This is a genomic window from Mesorhizobium sp. M0500 (assembly GCF_040321165.1).
Classification (GTDB): domain Bacteria; phylum Pseudomonadota; class Alphaproteobacteria; order Rhizobiales; family Rhizobiaceae; genus Mesorhizobium.
This window is the reverse complement of sequence record NZ_JAMYRB010000043.1, coordinates 1-19055: the sequence shown is the minus strand read 5'-3', so window position 1 is coordinate 19055 and position 19055 is coordinate 1. Positions and strand designations below refer to the sequence as shown.

Annotated in this window: 14 protein-coding genes; 9 read left to right on the top strand and 5 right to left on the bottom strand. The window is 59.7% G+C overall.

The window, feature by feature from the left end; translation table 11 throughout:
* Positions 1–32: 32 nt before the first annotated feature.
* From NKI70_RS32115 to NKI70_RS32105, 3 genes are read left to right on the top strand one after another with little or no spacing between them, the layout of a single operon-like run.
* Positions 33–2027 carry an ABC transporter ATP-binding protein gene (locus NKI70_RS32115; RefSeq protein WP_352726146.1) on the top strand — a complete coding sequence of 665 codons (1995 nt, stop codon included), beginning with the start codon at positions 33–35 and terminating at the stop codon, positions 2025–2027.
* Positions 2017–2700 carry a GAF domain-containing protein gene (locus NKI70_RS32110; RefSeq protein ID WP_352694025.1) on the top strand — a complete coding sequence of 228 codons (684 nt, stop codon included), beginning with the start codon at positions 2017–2019 and terminating at the stop codon, positions 2698–2700. The genes NKI70_RS32115 and NKI70_RS32110 overlap by 11 nt, the downstream gene beginning before the upstream one ends.
* Positions 2693–3475, top strand: coding sequence for a S8 family serine peptidase (locus NKI70_RS32105; RefSeq protein WP_352694027.1), 783 nt, complete (start codon positions 2693–2695; stop codon positions 3473–3475). Before NKI70_RS32110 ends, NKI70_RS32105 begins: the two co-directional genes overlap by 8 nt.
* Before the next feature lies 1 nt (position 3476).
* Here the strand turns inward: NKI70_RS32105 and NKI70_RS32100 are convergent, their stop codons facing one another.
* Positions 3477–5225, bottom strand: coding sequence for a tetratricopeptide repeat-containing protein (locus NKI70_RS32100; RefSeq protein WP_352694029.1), 1749 nt, complete (start codon positions 5223–5225; stop codon positions 3477–3479).
* A 190-nt stretch (positions 5226–5415) separates the two neighbouring features.
* The gene (locus tag NKI70_RS32095; RefSeq protein ID WP_352694031.1) at positions 5416–6807 is read right to left on the bottom strand and encodes a hypothetical protein; all 1392 of its coding nucleotides are present in this window, start codon (positions 6805–6807) and stop codon (positions 5416–5418) included.
* 332 nt (positions 6808–7139) lie between these two features.
* Between NKI70_RS32095 and NKI70_RS32090 the strand changes: the two genes are divergently transcribed.
* The gene (locus tag NKI70_RS32090; RefSeq protein WP_352694033.1) at positions 7140–7511 is read left to right on the top strand and encodes a hypothetical protein; all 372 of its coding nucleotides are present in this window, start codon (positions 7140–7142) and stop codon (positions 7509–7511) included.
* A 957-nt stretch (positions 7512–8468) separates the two neighbouring features.
* On the opposite strand, the gene NKI70_RS32085 is transcribed toward NKI70_RS32090, so the two are convergent.
* Positions 8469–11066: a Crp/Fnr family transcriptional regulator gene (locus NKI70_RS32085; protein WP_352694035.1), complete on the bottom strand. Its 2598-nt coding sequence runs from the start codon at positions 11064–11066 to the stop codon at positions 8469–8471.
* 915 nt (positions 11067–11981) lie between these two features.
* Here NKI70_RS32085 and NKI70_RS32080 point away from each other — a divergent pair.
* From NKI70_RS32080 to NKI70_RS32065, 4 genes are all read left to right on the top strand, one after another.
* The gene (locus NKI70_RS32080; RefSeq protein WP_352726144.1) at positions 11982–13178 is read left to right on the top strand and encodes a DUF932 domain-containing protein; all 1197 of its coding nucleotides are present in this window, start codon (positions 11982–11984) and stop codon (positions 13176–13178) included.
* A 282-nt stretch (positions 13179–13460) separates the two neighbouring features.
* Positions 13461–15611, top strand: a complete 2151-nt coding sequence (locus NKI70_RS32075; RefSeq protein ID WP_352694039.1) for a ParB/RepB/Spo0J family partition protein — start codon at positions 13461–13463, stop codon at positions 15609–15611.
* 106 nt (positions 15612–15717) lie between these two features.
* The gene (locus tag NKI70_RS32070) at positions 15718–16122 is read left to right on the top strand and encodes a hypothetical protein (RefSeq protein ID WP_352694041.1); all 405 of its coding nucleotides are present in this window, start codon (positions 15718–15720) and stop codon (positions 16120–16122) included.
* Positions 16123–16282: 160 nt separating this feature from the next.
* Positions 16283–16915 (top strand): DUF1419 domain-containing protein, encoded by a 633-nt coding sequence (locus NKI70_RS32065; protein ID WP_352694043.1) that lies wholly within the window; start codon positions 16283–16285, stop codon positions 16913–16915.
* A gap of 371 nt (positions 16916–17286) precedes the next feature.
* On the opposite strand, the gene NKI70_RS32060 is transcribed toward NKI70_RS32065, so the two are convergent.
* Complete coding sequence (locus NKI70_RS32060) at positions 17287–17682, bottom strand: hypothetical protein (RefSeq protein ID WP_352694044.1); 396 nt, start codon at positions 17680–17682, stop codon at positions 17287–17289.
* 315 nt (positions 17683–17997) lie between these two features.
* Here NKI70_RS32060 and NKI70_RS32055 point away from each other — a divergent pair, with 315 nt between their 5' ends.
* A complete protein-coding gene (locus NKI70_RS32055; protein WP_352694046.1) occupies positions 17998–18681 on the top strand; it encodes a transposase in 684 nt (227 codons plus the stop codon).
* Positions 18682–18687: 6 nt separating this feature from the next.
* On the opposite strand, the gene NKI70_RS32050 is transcribed toward NKI70_RS32055, so the two are convergent.
* Positions 18688–19055 (bottom strand): transposase (locus tag NKI70_RS32050; protein ID WP_352726142.1); only part of this gene is annotated, 368 nt, incomplete at its 5' end.

The following is a 19055-nucleotide window of genomic DNA, read 5'->3' as shown; positions in this document are numbered from 1 at the left end:
TTGCGAACCGGGCGGGAGGTTGGGTGTCGGTTATGAACGTTATGGCGACCGCCCAGGCACCGTTTTCGCTGCAGCGCTTGCTGAAGTGGGCACGGCTGTCCATCAAAGGCATCGGAGGTGCGTTCGTTCTCATCACGGCTTTGTCGATCTTCACCTCCCTTCTCACACTGTACAACGCCCAGCTGATCGCCAACTTTATCCGTCAGGCGAGCAGCGGCTCCGCCGAAACAGTGGGAACATTTGATTTTGTCGGGTTCATCTTACCCCGCGATGCCGCGTCGACAGCGATCTTGTTCGCCGCGACAGCCATCCTGCTAATCGTCACAGGCTTCGCAAACCGCGTTGGCACAGCTTGGTTCAACACCATGATGCTGCAGCGCATGCAACTGAAGCTGCACGACAAATTGCTCCAGTTAGGATATAGCTATCACGGCAACCACGACGTGGGCGAGAATACAGCGGTCGTCATGCAATACGCGGCAGGCGCACAGGGTGTGCTGCGCGACGTCTTGGCGTTTCCGTTCACACGCGGCGTTTCGCTGCTGTCGGCGATCACGTTTCTGTTCTACAATATCTCCGATCTCGGCTCGCCGGACGTCATCTACGCGCTGCTCGCGGTCCTGCTTCTGGTCTTACCGGCCGGCGGCGTCTGGCTTTCGAGCAGGCTTCGCCTCGCCTACAGCAGTGTCCGCGACCGGCAGGGCGCTTTGGGCAATGCGTTGATCGACTCGCTCACTGCGCCTCAGGAGGTGCAGTTGATGAACGCCGGAAATCAACGTTCCGCTGCTTTCGCAGCACGGCTCAAAGCCCTTGGACAGGCCCAGGTCCAAGCGCAGGTTCAGAACGAACTCTCGAGCCAGTTTCAAGCTGCAGTACCGACAGTGCTGCAGATTGGCCTCATCCTCTGGGCCGTCTTCGTCGTCGGCGGCGACGCGGTGCAGGCTGTTGTCGGCATCTACCTGTTCGTGCCGCGTGTTGTCGAGCCTATCCAGGCCCTGGTGAGTTTCTATGCTGGCCTGAACACAGCCTGGCCGAACATAGAGCGCGTCGGACAAGTGCTCGACGAGCCGGCCGACGTCCCCGACCTCGGCGTAAAGACCGCCTCCGAACTCGGGTCGTTCGAGGTCACACTCGATCGGCTGTCGTTCAGGCCGGACGGATCCGACCGCACCATACTCGACGACCTTCGCAAAACCTTCGTGCCCGGCAAAGTGACCGCTCTCGTCGGACGCTCCGGCTCGGGCAAGACCACGATCATGCGGCTGATCGTGCGGCTATTCGATCCTACTGGCGGGAGCGTCACAATCGGCGGGACGGATGTTCGGGAGATCAAGCTCGAGGCGTTGCGGAGGATCAGCGCGACGGTCTCGCAATTTCCGCTGTTCATCGAGGCGAACGTCCGTGAGAACCTCCGCCTCGGAGCGGCAGATGCAAACGATGCGCAAATGGAGGCGGCGTGCCGTGCTGCGGATGTCTGGAATGCGCTCGTTACGATTTCGCCCGACGACCCTCTCGGAACGCCGGTGCCGCGCCAAGCCGGGAAGGCAGGACTTGCCGGGGGCGAGCGCCGGCGGCTCGCTATCGCCCGTACGCTTTTGTCGGACGCCCAGATACTTCTCCTCGATGAGCCCTCGACAGGCATCGACGCGATGAGCGTCACCAGGATCCTTGCCGAATTCCGCAGCCGGCCAGGCCGCACCATCCTCATTATCGACCATGATATGGATCTGATCAAAGCTGTGGCCGATGAAGTCTGTTGTATTGAGGGCGGCAAGTTCACCGACGTTGGCACTCCCGACGGGTTGCTGCAGCGGCCGTCGTTGTTTAAGTCGCTTTGGGAGGCGCGGCGCACCTATGGCAATGCCACGGACTTCGAGGTTCAAGGATCGGTGCCGGTGCGTCCTGCCTTTGCTGACATACAGCCGCCGACACCAGGGCAGCAACCACCCCGAGAAGACAGGAAGACACCTCGCGCCGGTGGGGGACCGGCCGAGTACGCCCAGCAGGGAGGCAAGAATGGTAGATAGCTCTCAATTTCAGGCTGACCTCGTCCGGCGTTATCTGGGCATCCAGCCCCGGACGAGCGAAGACCAGGTGTTGCGCCTGACGGTGGAGACTGGCGTCAGGGCTGTGGGCGCTGATGAAGGCTCGTTGCTCGTGTTCGATCCTGAGCGCAACGACCTGACCTTTGTGATGACCTACGGAAATGCCGAATCCGAGGCGGCGTTGATCGGCCGGCGCGTACCCATCGGCGAGAGCTTGATGGGTCTGGCGGCAGAAACCGGCGAGGTCCAGCTCGGCGCGCCGCGCTTCAAGGATCCCGACCATACCCAGGCGCTCGATGGGGTAAAGGCAGTGATCGCAGCACCAATGATGATCGGAGAGCGGCTGATCGGCGTCATCACGGCCATTTCCAACAAGGACGGCAAGCGATTTACCATGGATGACGCGGAGCTCTACGCGTGTCTGGCCACCATCGCTGCTCTCATGCTCAACCAGTCGCTGGTGCTGCGATCCCTGTCGCATGGCAGCGCGATGGACGATGTGCAGCCTGCCTCGTTCGCCGGCGAGCCGCTCGAGCAAGAAATCCTGCAGCGTGTTGCCCGGCTGCTGCAGCGGGACCGAACGGTCGTGCGGGAAGTTGCGCGCGTGCTCAAGGCCATTGAGGCCATGTCCTTGCGCGCACGAACCGATGACTGAACTCGACGCGGTCATTGCTCGCGCGCTGCGGGTTCCGATCTCGTCGCTTGCTGCCGGAGCGCTGCAACCCGTTAGGGTCGCGGTCCTCGATAGCGGCATAGACGCTTCGCATACCGATCTCAGGAACCGCGTCGAGAGCGCGGTTATCTGCAGCGCCGACGAGAAAGGCTCCGTCGCGATCACGCCGTCAGATCCCACAGCCAACAACGACACATATGGTCACGGCACAGCCGTCGCCAGCATCATTGCCCGCATCGCCCCCAACGCCACGCTGATAGATGTGCGTGTTCTTGGTGGAAACAAACCCGGCTCGCCCGACGCCTTTCTCGGTGGTATCGACTTCGCCAACTCAACCGACGCACAGATAATGAATATGAGCGTTGCAGTCGGCGAGTCCTATCTGCCGCGCTTGATCCCATTGACCGAAAAGGCTTATCGCCGCGGAAAGATCATCGTCGCGGCCACCCGCAACCGGCCGCTCGAGGATGAAGGCTATCCGGCTTCGATCGTCGCATGCATCGGCGTGGGCAACGCAGGCCGCGGACGCGAGGACATTTGGCGATTCAGGCGCGACATCATCGAGTTTATGGGCCATGGAGTCGATGTGCCCGTGGCGGTCGCTGGCGGTGGCTATGCGACCCAGAGCGGCACCAGCTTCGCGACGCCTATTATCGCGGGTCTGATTGCGCTGCTGCTGGGCGCGCATTCCGGGCTCTCGCCTTTCGACGTCAAAGCAATCCTGAAAGCCTTCGCCGCAAACGCAGCGTCATCGTAGATCACGACCCCACAAGGTCGTACATCCGGAAAAAACCGAAGTCCTTCGCCAGCGGGACAACGCCGACATAGGTGCATGTGAATTCCTGTCCTGTTTCCAGAAGCAGAATCGCCGCGAAGGCTTCTGTGACATAGACGCGGCCCGGCGGAGCGATCGGTTCGATGCGCGCTGCCTTGCTCAGCGCCCGGCCATAGAAAGTGCTATGATGTAGGACCGGGTCCCATCCGGCAAAGACCGGACCGTAGTGGGCACCGATGCGCATGGAGGGGGGCGTTTCGCGCTCGAACAACCTGCCATCGACGGCCGTCAGCCGCTCCTGCACCGCCAGGCTAATTCGGGCGGCGGTGCGTACATCGGTCAGCACCATGTGTACCGCATCACCCCATGTGTTTCGCAACTCCACATTGTTTCGGTGTTCGTCAGCCACGTCGCCTATCACGCGCATGACCTTGTCCCAGAAGACCGGCAGTAGCCGCTCCTCCAGTGATGAAAATCCAAGCACGTCACCGAAAATCAGCGCGTGCGTCAGCCGCTCATCGAGTGTGGGCGCCGATTCCTGGGGCTTGACGAGATCGTCCAGCTGCACCTTCATGCGCTCGCGACCACGGCTTGTCCAGACGGCAGCGTGGCTCGATGAGTGGTCCCGCACGGCGTCAGCCAAGGTTACTTGCACAGCCACCCCGTCGATGTGCTGGGCCCGAAGGAGCGCCAATCCCATCCCGAAGCGCACGGCATAGTCCGCCTGGGTGGTATCGGTGGCATCGGGATCGTCCGAAGGCAGAACGACACGGTGTGCTTTACTGCAGCAAGCTTCGAACCGTGTTGCCCACGGATCGCCTGCATTAGCCTGGATGACCTTTTTCAGCAGCGATTGCCTTATCGGAATCGCCAGCTCCAGCTGGGCCCCGAACGACAGGATTTCCTCGGCAAACACGATTTCGGCAGCCGTCCCGACCGATCCGAAGGCCGCGCCGGGCCGCAGGCCCGCTACGGCTTGCCTAATCCGGCGGCACATTTCCGTTTCGCTGAGCTGGCTGAAGGTCCATCCTGTACCAGGCAAACCGTTGCTCAGAAAATGCACTGTCACAGGCGGTTCGAGTGGCGTCAGAAATGCCGCAATCTCGTTGTCGCTGGCTCCGGCATGAGCCATGATTAGTTTCAGCTGGCGGCGGGTCGAGGAGCGATCGCCCGCATTCGACGGTCTCTGCATCGCCTCGACAAGCGCGACGCGGGCTTCCTCTTTCCTACCGAGAAGCAGATTGGCCTCGGCGCGGCTTGCCAGAGCCCAGTAGTCGGCGGCCCCCGCGCCGCCGGATTCGGCGATGATGCTATGCGCCAGATTTGCTGCTTGTGCATGCTCGCCGGCAAGGAAGGCCAGGCTGGCCATGTTGATCGCCAGATAGGAATCCGGCGCGCGCTCATGGATTCGCTGATAGATGGACGCCGCCTGCAGCAGGCCTGCACGCCGCCCATCGCCTTGCATCTTCAGCGCAAAGTCCTTTGCCAGGCGCGCCTCAAGTGCCAGGATATGAGGATTGGACGAGGCCCCGAGATTCCAATCGGCGAACAGCCGTCTGGCATGCGCGGTGGCGCCCGCACGGGCAAGGGCCAACAGTCCCGCGTGCTTCAGCTGCTCGCAGTCGGGCCAGGTTTTCAGATGTTCGCAAGCCAGATCGTAAGCAAGCAGCAGGTCACCCCTGCCCTTCACTGTCTCGACCTCGGAAATGGCCGCAGCCAGCGTCTCGTTCATCTTCGCTTCTCTCCTTGCTGGATGATTCCGACATCACCAATTTGGCGTATTGCGATGCCGTCGGGTGGGGGCGTCCACTCCATCACTGCTTTCATCGCAGTGAATCGGAGCCGGGCGATGGGCAAACCACGCGAGCGGCGCGAGACAGGAGAACAGGATCTGTTCCGCGCCGCAGCCAGGAAGTCAACCGTCACACGGGGCGCGCGGCATTGTTGATGTTCATACAATATCGAATCGCCAAGGTGTAGGACATCGCGTCCTCGAAGCTCGATGTGACCGCATGTGCGACGCCCGATGCCTTATGGCCGGCAATCGCCAGCACTCTCTCGCCAGGGCCGAGGTTCACCTTAGCGCCGCTGTTACCCGGAAACGTAGCGATGACTTGCGCCGAATCGACATCCGGTTTTAATGCGGAGACGAGGACAAGCTTATGCGCGTAACCCCGCCGATGAATCTCCTCAATCTCCCACTTTAGGCCCGCGCTGGTGCCGTAGATCAAAACAATCAGTTGCGACTGGTCCAGATATTTCTGAACGAGTTCCTTCCAGTCACCTGTTGCTCTTTCCTTAGCGGCGCCGAGCATCGGCGAAATAGAAGATCCAGGCGGGCTCAATGCAATCACCGGGCCTAATCTGCCGGCCATATCCACAATGCACTCTTCCAATCGCAAGGTATCGACGTCCAATCCTAGAATGACGGACAGAACCTTACCGGCGGAATTGCCGGTGGTTAGTTGATCATCGTGAAACGACCTTAGAAAGAGGATTGGAGCTCGGCTGTCTATCCGCAGAAGCTCGGTGGCGTTTCGCTGCAGCTTGGCCTTCAATTCCCTGAAGCTGGACAGGAAGGCAGTTGACACCGCTCTCCTCTTCCAGATGAACAGAAAAAGCATGATGAGCATGGCTACCGGGGATGCCACTACCGATATGACCGCGATTGGCAGCCAGATTACCGAGCCAACAATTGCCAGCCTTGCCATTCTCCATTGGAACACGAATATCGCCTTCACAAATAATCCGATACTTTTTGGGAGAAAAAGAGGTAAATAGTTGAGATGCAACAGAGTTCGCGACGAGGTTACAGACAATCCAAATGTTGAGTGTCTAACATAAACGAGATAAATCATATGGATCACAAACGTCGCCATCGTTGCGCCTAATACGCATAGCGCTATGTCTACAAACAAAACATCTTCTTGATCTAATTGATGTCGATATTCGATAAAGAAGTAAACAAGTGTTGCAGAGATAACCGTTGATGTACATAGCGCGAAAACGGAGTCCTTACTAACCTGGGACAAGAGCCAAAACGGCAAGGCCGCAGCTAACATAAAGAGACTAAATGTAACGAAAAAAACAGGAATAGCGACTAGAACGAACTGACCATCTCCAGCATAAACTAAGAAAGCGATAATTACAACAATCCTCAATAACATTCCAAACACTATTGTCGCGACAAGCAACCCAAGAAATAACGCACAAAGTATTTTAATTAAGTTCGGTGCGATGGCCAATAGTCGTTTAACGCGAATCATCTGCGTGAGACTGACAATCTCGGGTGCGCCACCCACCGCCGCTTGCACTCGATCCTCCTTTGAGCTCGCCATCCGCGCTACCCTAGAAGAACACTATAGACTATCATTCGCGGGGTTTAAAGTAATCGTACGAGTTGCTACCTAAGAAAACTCGCCCCCAGCGAACCTCCAGGGCTCTCCATCAGACGCGGAATTGGAAAGAACGCTCGCACTGCCGACCCGGTTCTCGTCCGGCACGAAACAGACCGAGAAGCGCGCTTCTGCAGACAAGCGGCGCTTTGCGCAATGCTGCGCAACGTCCGAGGCGGCTCGGACGCATGTTCCCTCACAAGCTGACGGCAATGGCGCCGCGGCTGGTAGCAAAAGTGAGGAACTGAAAAATGATCACCAGCTTCGCAAAGACCGCATTTACCCGCACTGCCTCGGCCATTGTCGTCGCGGCGAGCCTGTTTTCCGCCGGCACTGCTTCGGCCTTCGAACGCTGGGTCGACATCGGCAACGTCGGCTCTAGCGAGATAGTCGGTGTTTACATCTCGAACATCGACAGGACCGGCTGGGGCCGCAACCTTCTGGGATCATACTCCATCGGCGTTGGCTACGAGATGACAGTCGATCCGCGCCGGCCGGAGGGCTACTGTCGATTTGATGTACTGATGGAGTTCGCCGACGGTTCACAAACAATCGCCTGGGATCAGAACCTCTGCGAGATTACCGACGTCGTCGTCAGCGAATCCGGGTACTACGCGATCTGACCGGAAACGTTCGTTCCTAAGTCCATTTGGAATTCAACGGACGAACTGATCAGATATACCTTGCCGCTCCAACCGCCGCCGGTCAGCCGGCGGCGGTTTTCTGGTACGAGGATTACACAAGGATCACTCGCATTCATCGTAGCGTTGATCCGCACCGTGCTGCGGCGTACCGGATAGGCGGCATAATCACACCGCCCCTGAGCCGAACAAATTTGTTCAATCCCGGCTCTTTTCTCGACATCGATGCGACAAGCGGAATTGCCCCGGGCGAACGGTGGCAGAAGGCCCTAAACGATGCGGCAAACCGCTGAGAGGCCGTCCATCTTGCTGATCAGCAAGGCGTGGCCGGCGTCGCAATGGTGCCATGAGAAACTGGCGCTCGCTCACAAGCTCAACAAGCCAACAAGCGCCTGTTCGGCGTACTGATCGACGCGGTCGATATCGCCGGCATGCTGGCGCGGCTACGCGACGCGTGGCAGCTAATCGATCTAGAGAGCGGTCGCGACGGCATGCGCCTCGAGGTAGAGCTACCAAATGGCCAGGCTATACGTGTGTGCGGCACAGAATACTTTTCGGAATTGCGTAGAGGCCTATTCCACCAGCGAAGCGCGCGATAGCATGGCGCTCGGCCGTGCTATTTTGATCACGGAGGAATGAGACATCATCTTTGCCGACATCGATCCAACCAGCGGAATTGCCGCGGGAGAGCGCTGGGTGCATTCCGCCTGGCCCAGCCGCTGCGAGTGCTTTACTCGGCGCTAGCTGCAGTCGTGCCTCAAAGAATTCAATTTTGCAGTGCGCCTTAAATCCTCTTCGGCGGCGACGCTCGATGCCCGCTTCTTACCTGGCGGCCGACAACAATTCCAGCATGCGATTGCTCGAACCGACGTTAGCCCCAATCTGACCAGCCCGAATATAGGCGTATCCAAAATATAACCGTTGACTGCCGAGTCGCCGTCATGATTCCCGAACCTTGTAGGTCTGTCTAGCGCCGCGCAGCACCCGTTCCTGACCGTCTTCGTTCGGCTCGACCGAAACATTGACCACCGAATAGCGGCCGGGATCCCCACCCCTCGCCACTTCGCGCATCACGAATGCACTAGTGGCAAAGACGTTGCCGATGGCGACGGCGGTTAGGTCGGCGGCGGCGTCAAGCTTTAGTATGTCGTCGAGGCTCGGCGCCCCGTCCTTGCCGCAGATTGGGCCAAAATCGCAGATGATTCGCGCCGAAGACCCTGCCGTGGCGGCCAACGTTGCCAAGCGCGACGCTGTGAAATGCGCCTCCTCAAATCCGGACGGCATATAATGTCCGGCGATCCGGCGATCTTTCAGCGCCCGGATGCCAAAGCCTGTCTCGTCAAGCAGCCGCCGAATCTCGGCATTGTCCTGTTGCGAGCGCGCGAAGGCAAAAACTATCGGCGCGAAAGGGTCAGCGCCGCGCGGGTCCGTGGGCGAGTCCTTGCGGCGCAACTGCGCATCTATGACATCTGCGTTGAAGCCTCGCGCCACGAACTCGGCCAAGGTGTTCTTGGCGCCAGCCTTGCTCGCGGCGGCTTGCGGATGGATAACAGCGAGCATACGCGGTCGGGTCATCAAAGCGGCTGCCGCGAAAATCGTTTCACCGGCTAGATGTCTGTTGGTGTTGAGATAGTGGTAATCGACCTCAGCTTTCCTTACCTCGTGCCTCCACAGTTCGGTCACGGTAGCGGCCTGATCGAGGCAGGCAAAATATCGCGCGACCCAGTCCGTCGCAATGTCATCGCCGTTGCCGATTGCCACCGACAGGTCACAGAAGCGGCCGACGGTGAAGGGCAATGTGACATTGAGCGGAATGCCGGCTTCTAATACCAATTCGGCAAAAATAATGTCTGCGCCGCACGCAAGCGACATATACACGGCCGGAATCTTGCGGCCCTCGAGCCATCCGCTCATTTCGATTGCCAGAAGACGCTCCGCTTCTGTCAACTCCTCCGGCGTGCCATCGCTTGACTTCATGACATGGCCGCTAAAAAAGACTGGATCTCCAATATTGAGGGTGGCGAGTTCGGCCGACGTGTCTGGCCCACCAGCAGCGGAAATCAGGGCGAGCTGGTGACGCGTTGAAGTCGTCTTGGCAAGATCAGCGTCAACGGCGGCGGCAGCAGCGATGAAGTGGCCGATCGCCAACTGTCGCTCGCCGAGCACCAGACTTGCTTCGCCCAGCGACGCTAATGCCCAGTATTTTCTTGGCTCACGCGCGACAAGCCGGCTCGCAGCGAGCGCTAAGGCCCGCCCCTCATCCTCCTCGCCGCCGAGCATGGACAAAGTCGCAGCATTGACGGCGCAATAGTGATTGGGGCTCGCCTCATGGACCTCACGGTAAAGGCGCGCCGCCTCCAATGCCTGATGACGCAGCTGCGGCGATCCGGGCTGGTGAGCAACTATCATCTCCTTACTCAACCGAGCATGCAAACCGCCAATGTCAATAGCAAGCATAGGCAGCCGCGCCGCGAGGAGGGTGTCCAACGCCTGTTCGGCGACCTCGTCGTAACCCGGGAAGTCACCATTTCGCAGCGAGAGTGATTGCTTCCAAGCGGTCCGCAATCGGTCTTTGAGATCACCCATGGAGCACGTCCACGCGAACATCGGCGCTGCGAGGATATCCTTTGCCTGCTTGTTTGCACCGAGCCTCACACTTATTAGCGCGAGTTGGTAAGCGACTACCGGGTTATCCGAGAAGACGCTGAGAACGTCCGCGGCGGTCTGGCTTGCCTTGGCCAGCAGGCCCCGGGCGGTCTGGTCCTCAATATTTTCGATCACCGCACGCAGGTTCTGGGCGACATTGGGAGGGCTGAGACCTGCGATCCGCTCAACGCGCGCGACATCTGGCAGCGTAATCGGCACGGTCTCCAGCAGTCCGCGAGCCGACCAGTCGGAGAAACGTAGTGACAGCAGCCGACGCGAAATGCCGAGATTATCGGCAAGATCCTGCTGCTTCAGTTGATGGTCAAATATGCCTTTATTGCCAGCAATATGTCCAAAATCATCGAGCTGGGACAGAAGGCCGGTAGCGAAGCGCACCTCGGGATGCATGGCTCTACGCTCTGCATGAACGGATGCGATTTCGGTCAGCCGTTGGGCCGCCTGCCGTATGATCCGACGACGGAAATCGGCCTCCGTTTGGGCGATCCCGGCAAGTACGGCCGCCGGAATAGTAAGCACGGCAGCATTGCGAAGAATCCGAGCCGAGCAGATGCGAGGTGGCAGCCGTTCCGAAAGTCCTCCGAGCAAGAACTCCACATCGCCCGCGATCTCGCCTTCGGTCAAGCGGTAGCCGACTGGGGACTGCGGAGTGATCGGCGCACCGAAGCCGACCTGCAAGACCGGACCTTCGCGGCTGCCAACAGTGGGCACAATCAGGAAAAGAACTGATGCCAAATCGCCATACCGGAACAGATGGCCATCGGCAGTCGGCTCGATCCGGCGGAACGACGCCGCGTCAGCGATTGCCTGCCATTGAGTCCGCTCCAGCGTCCGAAACACTGGCGAGCCGGCGACGATCGACAATTTGTCCACTGCAGCGTTTCCCGCTTGCCGGCAGCCTAGCTTGTCTGGCTGTAACTGCAATGGGGCTTACCCCCGGCCAGCGATATGACCACCTGCCCAAATTGTTTGTCGCCCATCGGCAAGCCGCATAAACTCCCGCGTTAAAGGAGTCATTTCCCTTGAGGTTTTGCTTGACGGTCTAGTTGCGAACTAGAGAGGTGCATTATCGTACAAAAGCCGAAGAACTCGCGACGCAACCTGCTCATCAAGCAAACAAGCAGGCTTTAGGTACCCCACCGGAAATGAGAGGACTGACAACGTCAACAGCGAAACCGCGCTTTCGCTCGCTTGGTATTGGCTTCCGGTCCAGCTGAACGTCGGCTTTGGAGACGCTGTATTCTGGCAAGCGCGTGCGGAATGGGGTCAGGGGTTGTCACCCCCAACAGGAGATTGAATGCTCGATTGAGTGTAATGCACAATATGCGGGCCTCTCTCAAGGGTGCCAAATCGCGAAAAGGTTGCTCGGACCATTGATTGACCCATCAAGCCAAAGGCCAAGGATGTTCGTGGACGAATCCTACGTTGGGTCAATTCACACATGTATGGGCTAGGCCCCAAGAGAAGTTGCAGTTGCTTTAATCTCAAGACAAGTTGCCTGTCCGATTTCAGCAGGCCGCTATCTGGAAACCGGATGGGTCCCGTCTTGTTTGGGCAAGAAAGCACAACGGATTTCTGTCGCATCCGGAAGGTGAAGCGGCACTTGGTCTTCGGACTTTCCTGAAGCCCGTGCCTTCTCTCATGGTGTCAGCCTTGACGCGGTCGCTGCCGCAATGCCGATGCTTCTAGTGGCGCGCGGATGCCGGGAGAGGAAGAGGGTGGGCGGGCCGCGGCGGCGGGTGAAGGTCCGGGAGAGAGTCTCCCGGCGCCCGCCGAGGAGCGACACCCATGACCCAGATGGAAATTCACACGCCCAAGCGCAATGAGCGGGCCGGTTACAAGGTCGACGTCAGCCGCGGCCAGCGTATTGGCCGCGTGTCGTCAGAATGGTTCAACCGTCCGGCGGATGAGCGATACCTGTCGCTCAACGACCTTCGGAATTCGGTGAAGAGCCGGTCGGAGCGCAGCAAGACCCGCATCGTCGAAAGTGAGCTGATCCGCGTCGAGGCCAGCCGCGACGATCCGGAGCGCCTGAGGCTAATGCTGCCCGATGCGCCTGCCCCAATTGCCCCCACGCATTGGAGTTTTGGCCAACTCGCCAGCCTGGTAGGCGCACCGGCCACCTATCTGCGGCAGCTTCCAGCCCCGCTCGCCGCGATCAACCTTCAGCACGGTCTCCTCAACCACCGCGCCGAGCAGGTGAAGACGCTGGAAATCGAGAACGGACGCCTCGAATTGCGGGCGGTAACAGGCCCAGATTACGGCAGAATATTTGACTCAGAACTGGTCGACGCCGTGCAGAAGATCGCCGGCAACGGCACCGGCGACACGCGTTGGAAGGTGCCCGGCGTGCTCAACTGGTCAACGGGAATCTACAATCCGAACGTCGACATTTCCACCGACACAACCACGCTCTATGCGTCCGACCGCGATGTCTTTGTGTTTCTTGTCGACGACCTGAATCCGATCGAGGCCGGCAAGCTGCCCGACGGCTCGCCCGACGTCTTTTTCAGGGGGTTTTATTGCTGGAACTCCGAAGTCGGCGCCCGAACGCTCGGAATCGCCAGCTTCTATCTACGTGCAGTGTGCCAGACCCGTTGCCTGTGGGGCGTGGAAAATTTCGAGGAAATCATCATCCGGCATTCCAAATATGCCGCCTCGCGTTTCGCCTTGGAAGCCGAGCCGGCGCTGATCCAGTTTGCCGATTCCTCGCCCATGCCGTTCGTCAACGGCATCAAGACGGCGCGGCAACGGATCGTTGCCAGAGACGACGAAGATCGCCAGGGCTTCCTGCGCAAGGGGGGCTTCTCCAAGTCCGAGACCACGAAGATCATCGATACTGTTCTCATGGAGGAAGGCAGACCACCGGAATCGATCTTTGATTTCGTGCAGGGCATCACGCGGGTCGCGCGCGACAAACCGCATCAGGATGTCCGCCTGGAAATGGAGGGCAAGGCCAAGAAGCTTCTCGATTTCGCGACCTGATCTTGCGGAGGCCACCAACAAAAACTTTCGGGCCTCACGTCCGGTTCGCCCTCTCCATCAATTAAGCGCCGCCTTCCGAAACAAGAGGACGGCGCTTTTTTCGTGGGAGAACCCTGTGACTCCAACATGCTGGAGGCCCCTCCGGCGGCTTGGTCGCGTCGAGATCCGCGAGCCGGGGCCGGGTCGGCGGGAGGCCTGGAGGCAGAGGGGTGAGGGGAGGGTTCTGACGGGCTTGGAGGTTCGGGGAGAGGCCCCGGGCCGCCCGTCATGGAGAACCTAACCATGGCAAAGAACGCCATTCAGAAGATCGCGATGAACGCCGCGGAGAATATTCCCTATGACAAGCTAATGCTGTCGCAGAAGAATGTTCGGCGTATCAAGGACGGAGTGTCGATCGAGCAGCTGGCCGAAGACATCGGACGGCGAAAGCTGATCCAGAGCCTGAACGTCCGTCCCGTGCTCGATGGCGAGGGCGGGGAGACGGGCACGTTCGAGGTGCCCGCCGGCGGCCGACGTTATCTGGCGCTCGGCATCCTCATCAAGCAAAAGCGCCTGGCCAAGAACGAGCCAATCCCCTGCATCGTCAACCGCGTGCAGGAGACCTCGGCCGAGGAGGATTCGCTTGCCGAAAACCTGCGGCGCGCCGACCTTCACCCGCTCGATCAGTTTCGGGCCTTCAAGACGCTCAGCGATCAGGGCCTCGATCCGGAGGAGATTGGTGCCCGCTTCTTCGTATCGCCGGCGACGGTGAGGCAGCGCCTGCGGCTGGCATCGGTGTCACCGAGGCTTCTCGATCTCTACGAGAAGGACGAAATCCGGCTCGAACAGATCATGGCGTTTTCGATCTCGGACGATCACGCGCGCCAGGAGCAGGTCTGGGAGCGGATTGCCAGCTCGCACACGCAAGAACCCTACTACATCAGGCGCCTGCTGACGGAGACGACGGTGCGGGCCGATGATCGCCGGGCCGTCTATGTCGGCGCCGAAGCCTATGAAGCGGCTGGCGGCGTCATCCTGCGCGACCTGTTCGAGCAGGATGCCGGCGGTTGGTTCCAGGATGCCGCACTTCTCGAGCAGCTCGTCTTCGACAGGCTGAAAATGGATGCCGAGGCGATCCGCGCCGAAGGCTGGAAGTGGGTCGAGGCTGCGATCAGCTTTCCCTATGGCCACACCTCCGGTATGCGGCGCATCTACGCCGAGGCGCAGGAGCTCAGCGCCGAGGAGATCGAACGCTACGACGCGCTGAAGGCCGAATACGACAAGCTGGATGCGGACTATGCCAAGGCCGAGGACGCCGACGAAACAATCGAGGCGAAGCTCGACCAGCTGGGTGCCGAGCTCGATGCGATCGATGATCGCCCTCAAAGCTACGATCCCGCCCAGAAGACCAATGCCGGTGTGTTCGTTACGCTTGCCGCGAACGGCAAGCTCCAGGTCGACGCCGGTTTCGTGCGGTCCGAGGACGAGCCGCGGACCGAAACCGGCGATGTCGATGAGGGCGAGGAACGGGGCGCCGACGGCGGAACCCGATCCAATGGCGATGACGATGGCGATGGTGTTGTCGTCAACGGCAAGCCGGTGAGCGACGCCTCTGGCGATGATGGCGAAGACGATGGAATCAAGCCACTGCCCGATCGGCTCGTCTTCGACCTGACCGCGCAGCGGACGCTAGCACTGCGCAACGCGCTCGCCGGTGACGCCGACATCGCCATCGTCGCCGCACTCCATGCCTTCGTCCTGCAGGTTTTCTATCGCTTCGCGCCGAACACGTGCCTGGAGATAAGTCTGAAGAGCGGCGGCTTCAGCCAGGTCGATGGTCTTGCCGAGACATCCTGGGCCAAGGAGATCGCCGAACGGCACGAAGCCTGGGACCGCGATTTGCCCGATGAAGCGGAAGGCCTGTGGGACTTCATTCTCAGCCTCGACGAAGCAAGCCGCAAGGCGCTGTTCGCGCACTGCGTCTCGCTGACCCTCAATGCGGTGGTCGAGCCCTGGAACAGGCGCGCGAAGGCGCTCGAGCATGCAGACGTGCTTGGCCGCTCGCTCCAGTTCGACATGGTCGACGCCGGCTGGACGCCCACGGTCGAGTTCCTGGGGCGGCTCACAAAGGCGCGGATTTTACAGGCTGTCCGTGAAGCTCGTGGCGCAGACTCCGCTCAGCTGATCGATCACATGAAGAAGGACATCATGGCCCGTGAAGCCGTCCGTCTTCTCGAAGGATCAAGCTGGCTGCCCGAACCTCTTCGCCTTGAGGTCGATGAAGTGGCTACCGATGCTGGCAGGGGCGTCGCTGGCGACAGGTCGGACGAGGCGACTCTCGACGGCGATGCCGCCGAGCTGCCGGCCTTCCTCGCCGACGATGCGGACCCGTCCTCCGATAAGCCGGTGACCATCGACGGCGACGAAGCGGACCACCTCCAGGCCGCCGAATAGTCGGCCTCCCGCTCCGCACGGGTCCGGCACTTCTGCCGGACCCGTTTCGGTTCCAACTCACTCTCAAGCCCGGGATCGCCGTAGCGCGCCCGGGCGCTTTCGTTTCATGGAGATCCACATGTTCGATTGGAACAGAAACTGCTCCTATGACGAGCAGCACAAGAGACGTTTTCACATGACAGCCCGTTCGCGGCTGAAGAAACTCGCCGCCGAACTTGCCTTGCCGCAGGGAAGCTTTGACCTGCGCTCAAATAAGGCGGGCATGGCCGTTTCCGGTGAAATTACTCTGCACCATGACTGCGCCTACATCCAGGTCGGCCAGTTCGGTTTGTCCTCAGGTCACGGCATCCTGATCCGCGCCTGCAAGGGCCGCAAGGACTACATCGGCGGGGCCAACCACTTCGTTGCGCTCGGCATGCTCGACGACATCCCGGCGCTCGCCGCCGCCGTGCGTGCCATCACTGGGGTTGGTCGAGACGCTTCGCGTTCCTCCGAGCGACACGCCGCCTGAACCCTGCAAACCCCACCATCGCCGGTACACGCGCCGGCCGCAGGCTCGGCCAGTCGACAGCCACAACACCACCAAGCAGTTGCGACGACGCGGTTCATGCCGCGCGTGGCCGACCTGCGTTCAGCAGAACTCCATGACCGCACATCCACCCTTCAGGAAGGTGCTCGACGGCGTCGCCACCCGCGAGCAGATGTTCCAACTGTTCAGCCGACACAAGGACACTCCCGGCATCGATCCGCTTTCCGGCACTCCCTATTCAGGCGAGTGGTTCCAGATCACCGCGTCAGAATACCACTTCATGCTCGATTTGCTGCCGCCGCTGTTCAAGCGCACCGGCATGTTCGGCATGTCGGAGTTCAAGGCCGGCTACGTGACCAGCGTATTCTTCGCGATCCGGATCCGGGGCCGCGAACGCTGGTTTCATGGCTTTTGCGACCTCACGGATCGGCAGTCCCCGGACAAGATGCGCGCCGCTATCATCGCCCACGAGACCGGTGCGAGCGACAGCATGACCCGCGCGGAAAAGCTCGAGGCGATCTGGAACATGACCCCTGTCGAAGTCAGGGGGATCGCCCGCAATGCAGATCCCGAGCCCGGGTCGGCCGAAAATCGCGGCAAACGCACGATTCTCATTAACGCCGGAAGACATGATGCCGTCTTCAAGCTGCTTGACGATCTGTCGGATCGCAGATTGACGAAGTCCTGTCCTCCGTTCGATCAAGCCGGAACTCAAAGAAGGGAGGCGACGATAGAGGCTGTCCCTGAGAGCTGCCGCTCGGAAGGGAAACGTTAGCATGGTCCGGCTACTCCGCTTAATTGGGCGCGTCGGATAGGCTATGCGGCGTGATGTCTATCAAGGAGGGGTTCTATCGGAGGCCGACGGGCGAGACGCTCTCGCACATTACGATCGCTTACACGCAGCCGTATCGCTTTCCAAGATACCGTGACGGCGACCGACATTGCTCAATCAGTCGCCACCGGCCTGCGCATTTTCACGATATTTGAGGCCAGCACCGACGAGGTGCTCGTAGCCACGTATCCAGGGTCAGACTTCAACCAGGATGATCCTGGTCACCTAACCACCATGGGAAATCGACCATAGCGAGGCCGTGGGGCCGACTGGCTCGACGATATGATCGACCAGTCGCCGAACAAAACGTCGGATCAGGACCTTCCGTGCGGGATGCATCCGGCATTGCGCAAGGCGCCGATGAAGAGGCTGGCCGGGCCGGCGATACTCGTCCTGGCCTGCATCGGCAGCGGCAGAGCGTTCCAGTCCTCCAAGGGAGCGATAAAGCTGGAGAAAGTGCCATTGACCATGCAATGGCTGATCGCCAAGCCCTGCTTGTCCAGCGCCAGAATGCCTGTCTGGCTGCTTGGATATCGGACGGCGGCGATCCGCTGCATCTCCAAATCGCCATCGATGCGCAAATCAAAAAGCAGGACGCCGTCGCTTCTGTTGGCAATTTCTGCGACTTTTTCCGTGAATCCAAGAGGAAGCGCACGAACGCTGTCGACCGCCATCCCGAAAACAAGCGCGTCCAGCTCATCCGCCGCCATGGGAAGATTAGTTCCCAAGAAAATTTGGATTGCAATCGCTCCAGCCGGATTGTGCACAGTCATCGCGCGCCGCTGGCTAGACACCTGAGCATCGCGCGTATGGATGCAGCTCTAAAGATCTCTCCATCACCTCTCAGTAGGTATGTTTTGCCCCGATGATTGAGCCTGTCGCCCAAAGCCCATGACACATCGCTTGCTCGTTGCGTCGCTTCTCCGATAAAGCACGGCGAGAGCGACAGATACCTTCGCGTCGGATACTCGCAAATACGAACAGCGACTTGGCTTGCAAGTCGTCCCCACATCAAGGAACAGACTATGAAGCGCCAGATCCGGCCATTTGTCGTGGAAGTGAAACAGAAGCGCGGCAAGCAAAAGCCAGGACATTCGATCTGGGGCGATCGTGACCTGTCCAAGATTGTCACGGAGATGACGCAGCCGGCTGATCGTGCTCAGCCCCCAAATTCCCAGCTTATTGACTTCAGTATAAGAGCCATTGATGCTGAAGAAGGAGACAAACCACAAGCGGAGCATGTTATGGCCGATTTTCAGGACGCTCAAACTGTTCAGACCACAGTAGCGCCAGCCAAAGTGGAAGTGCCTGAATCGAAGAAGAAAATCCCGCGAGCAAAGAAAGCGAAGGCAGAGCTCGCAAAGCCGGCCCGCAGGAACGGGGCGAAGCCAGCGCCCCAGGCCGCTGAAGCTCCGGTGGCAGTGAAGACGGCCCGCAAGACATATTCCGAGAAGGAGCGCGCCCAGAAGCTTGCCCAGATCGAGAAATCGATCGCTGGCGGCGCGACCAGCAAGATTGCGGTCGGCCAGGCCGGCATATCCGAGCAGACCTACTATTCTTGGAAAAGAGCTGCCGCACCTTCTTTCGACAACGGCGATCTCCGCGATCTTGTCGCGCTCGAAGAAGAAAACAAGCGCTTGAAGGGCCTGCTTGCCGACCGTCTGCGCAAGGAAAATACCGAGCTCAAGAAAAAGCTGGGCCTGGCCTAGAGCCTTTCACGTTTTGATGGAAGCGTAGCCGGCGTTTGCGAAGTAGTTGTTGCATTCGGTTGCCTCGATCGTTTCAACGAGGTGGCCGATGTGGCGCCAAGTGTCCTCGACGGTACGTTTCTGAGCTTGGCGCATCCAGTGTTTGATTTTGGCAAAGGCCTGCTCGATCGGATTGAGGTCTGGGGAGTAGGGCGGTAGGTACCAAAGCCTGGCGCCGGCCGCCTTGATCATCTGCCTGATGGCCGCCGACTTATGACTTCCCAGATTGATGGGGTGGACGCCCCCTGAGGGCATCGCTGTGCCAAAGTGGTGTCGTTGATCATCACTTGAACGGAGGCGTCCATGTCGGAAGTTAGCATGATCGGGTTGGATCT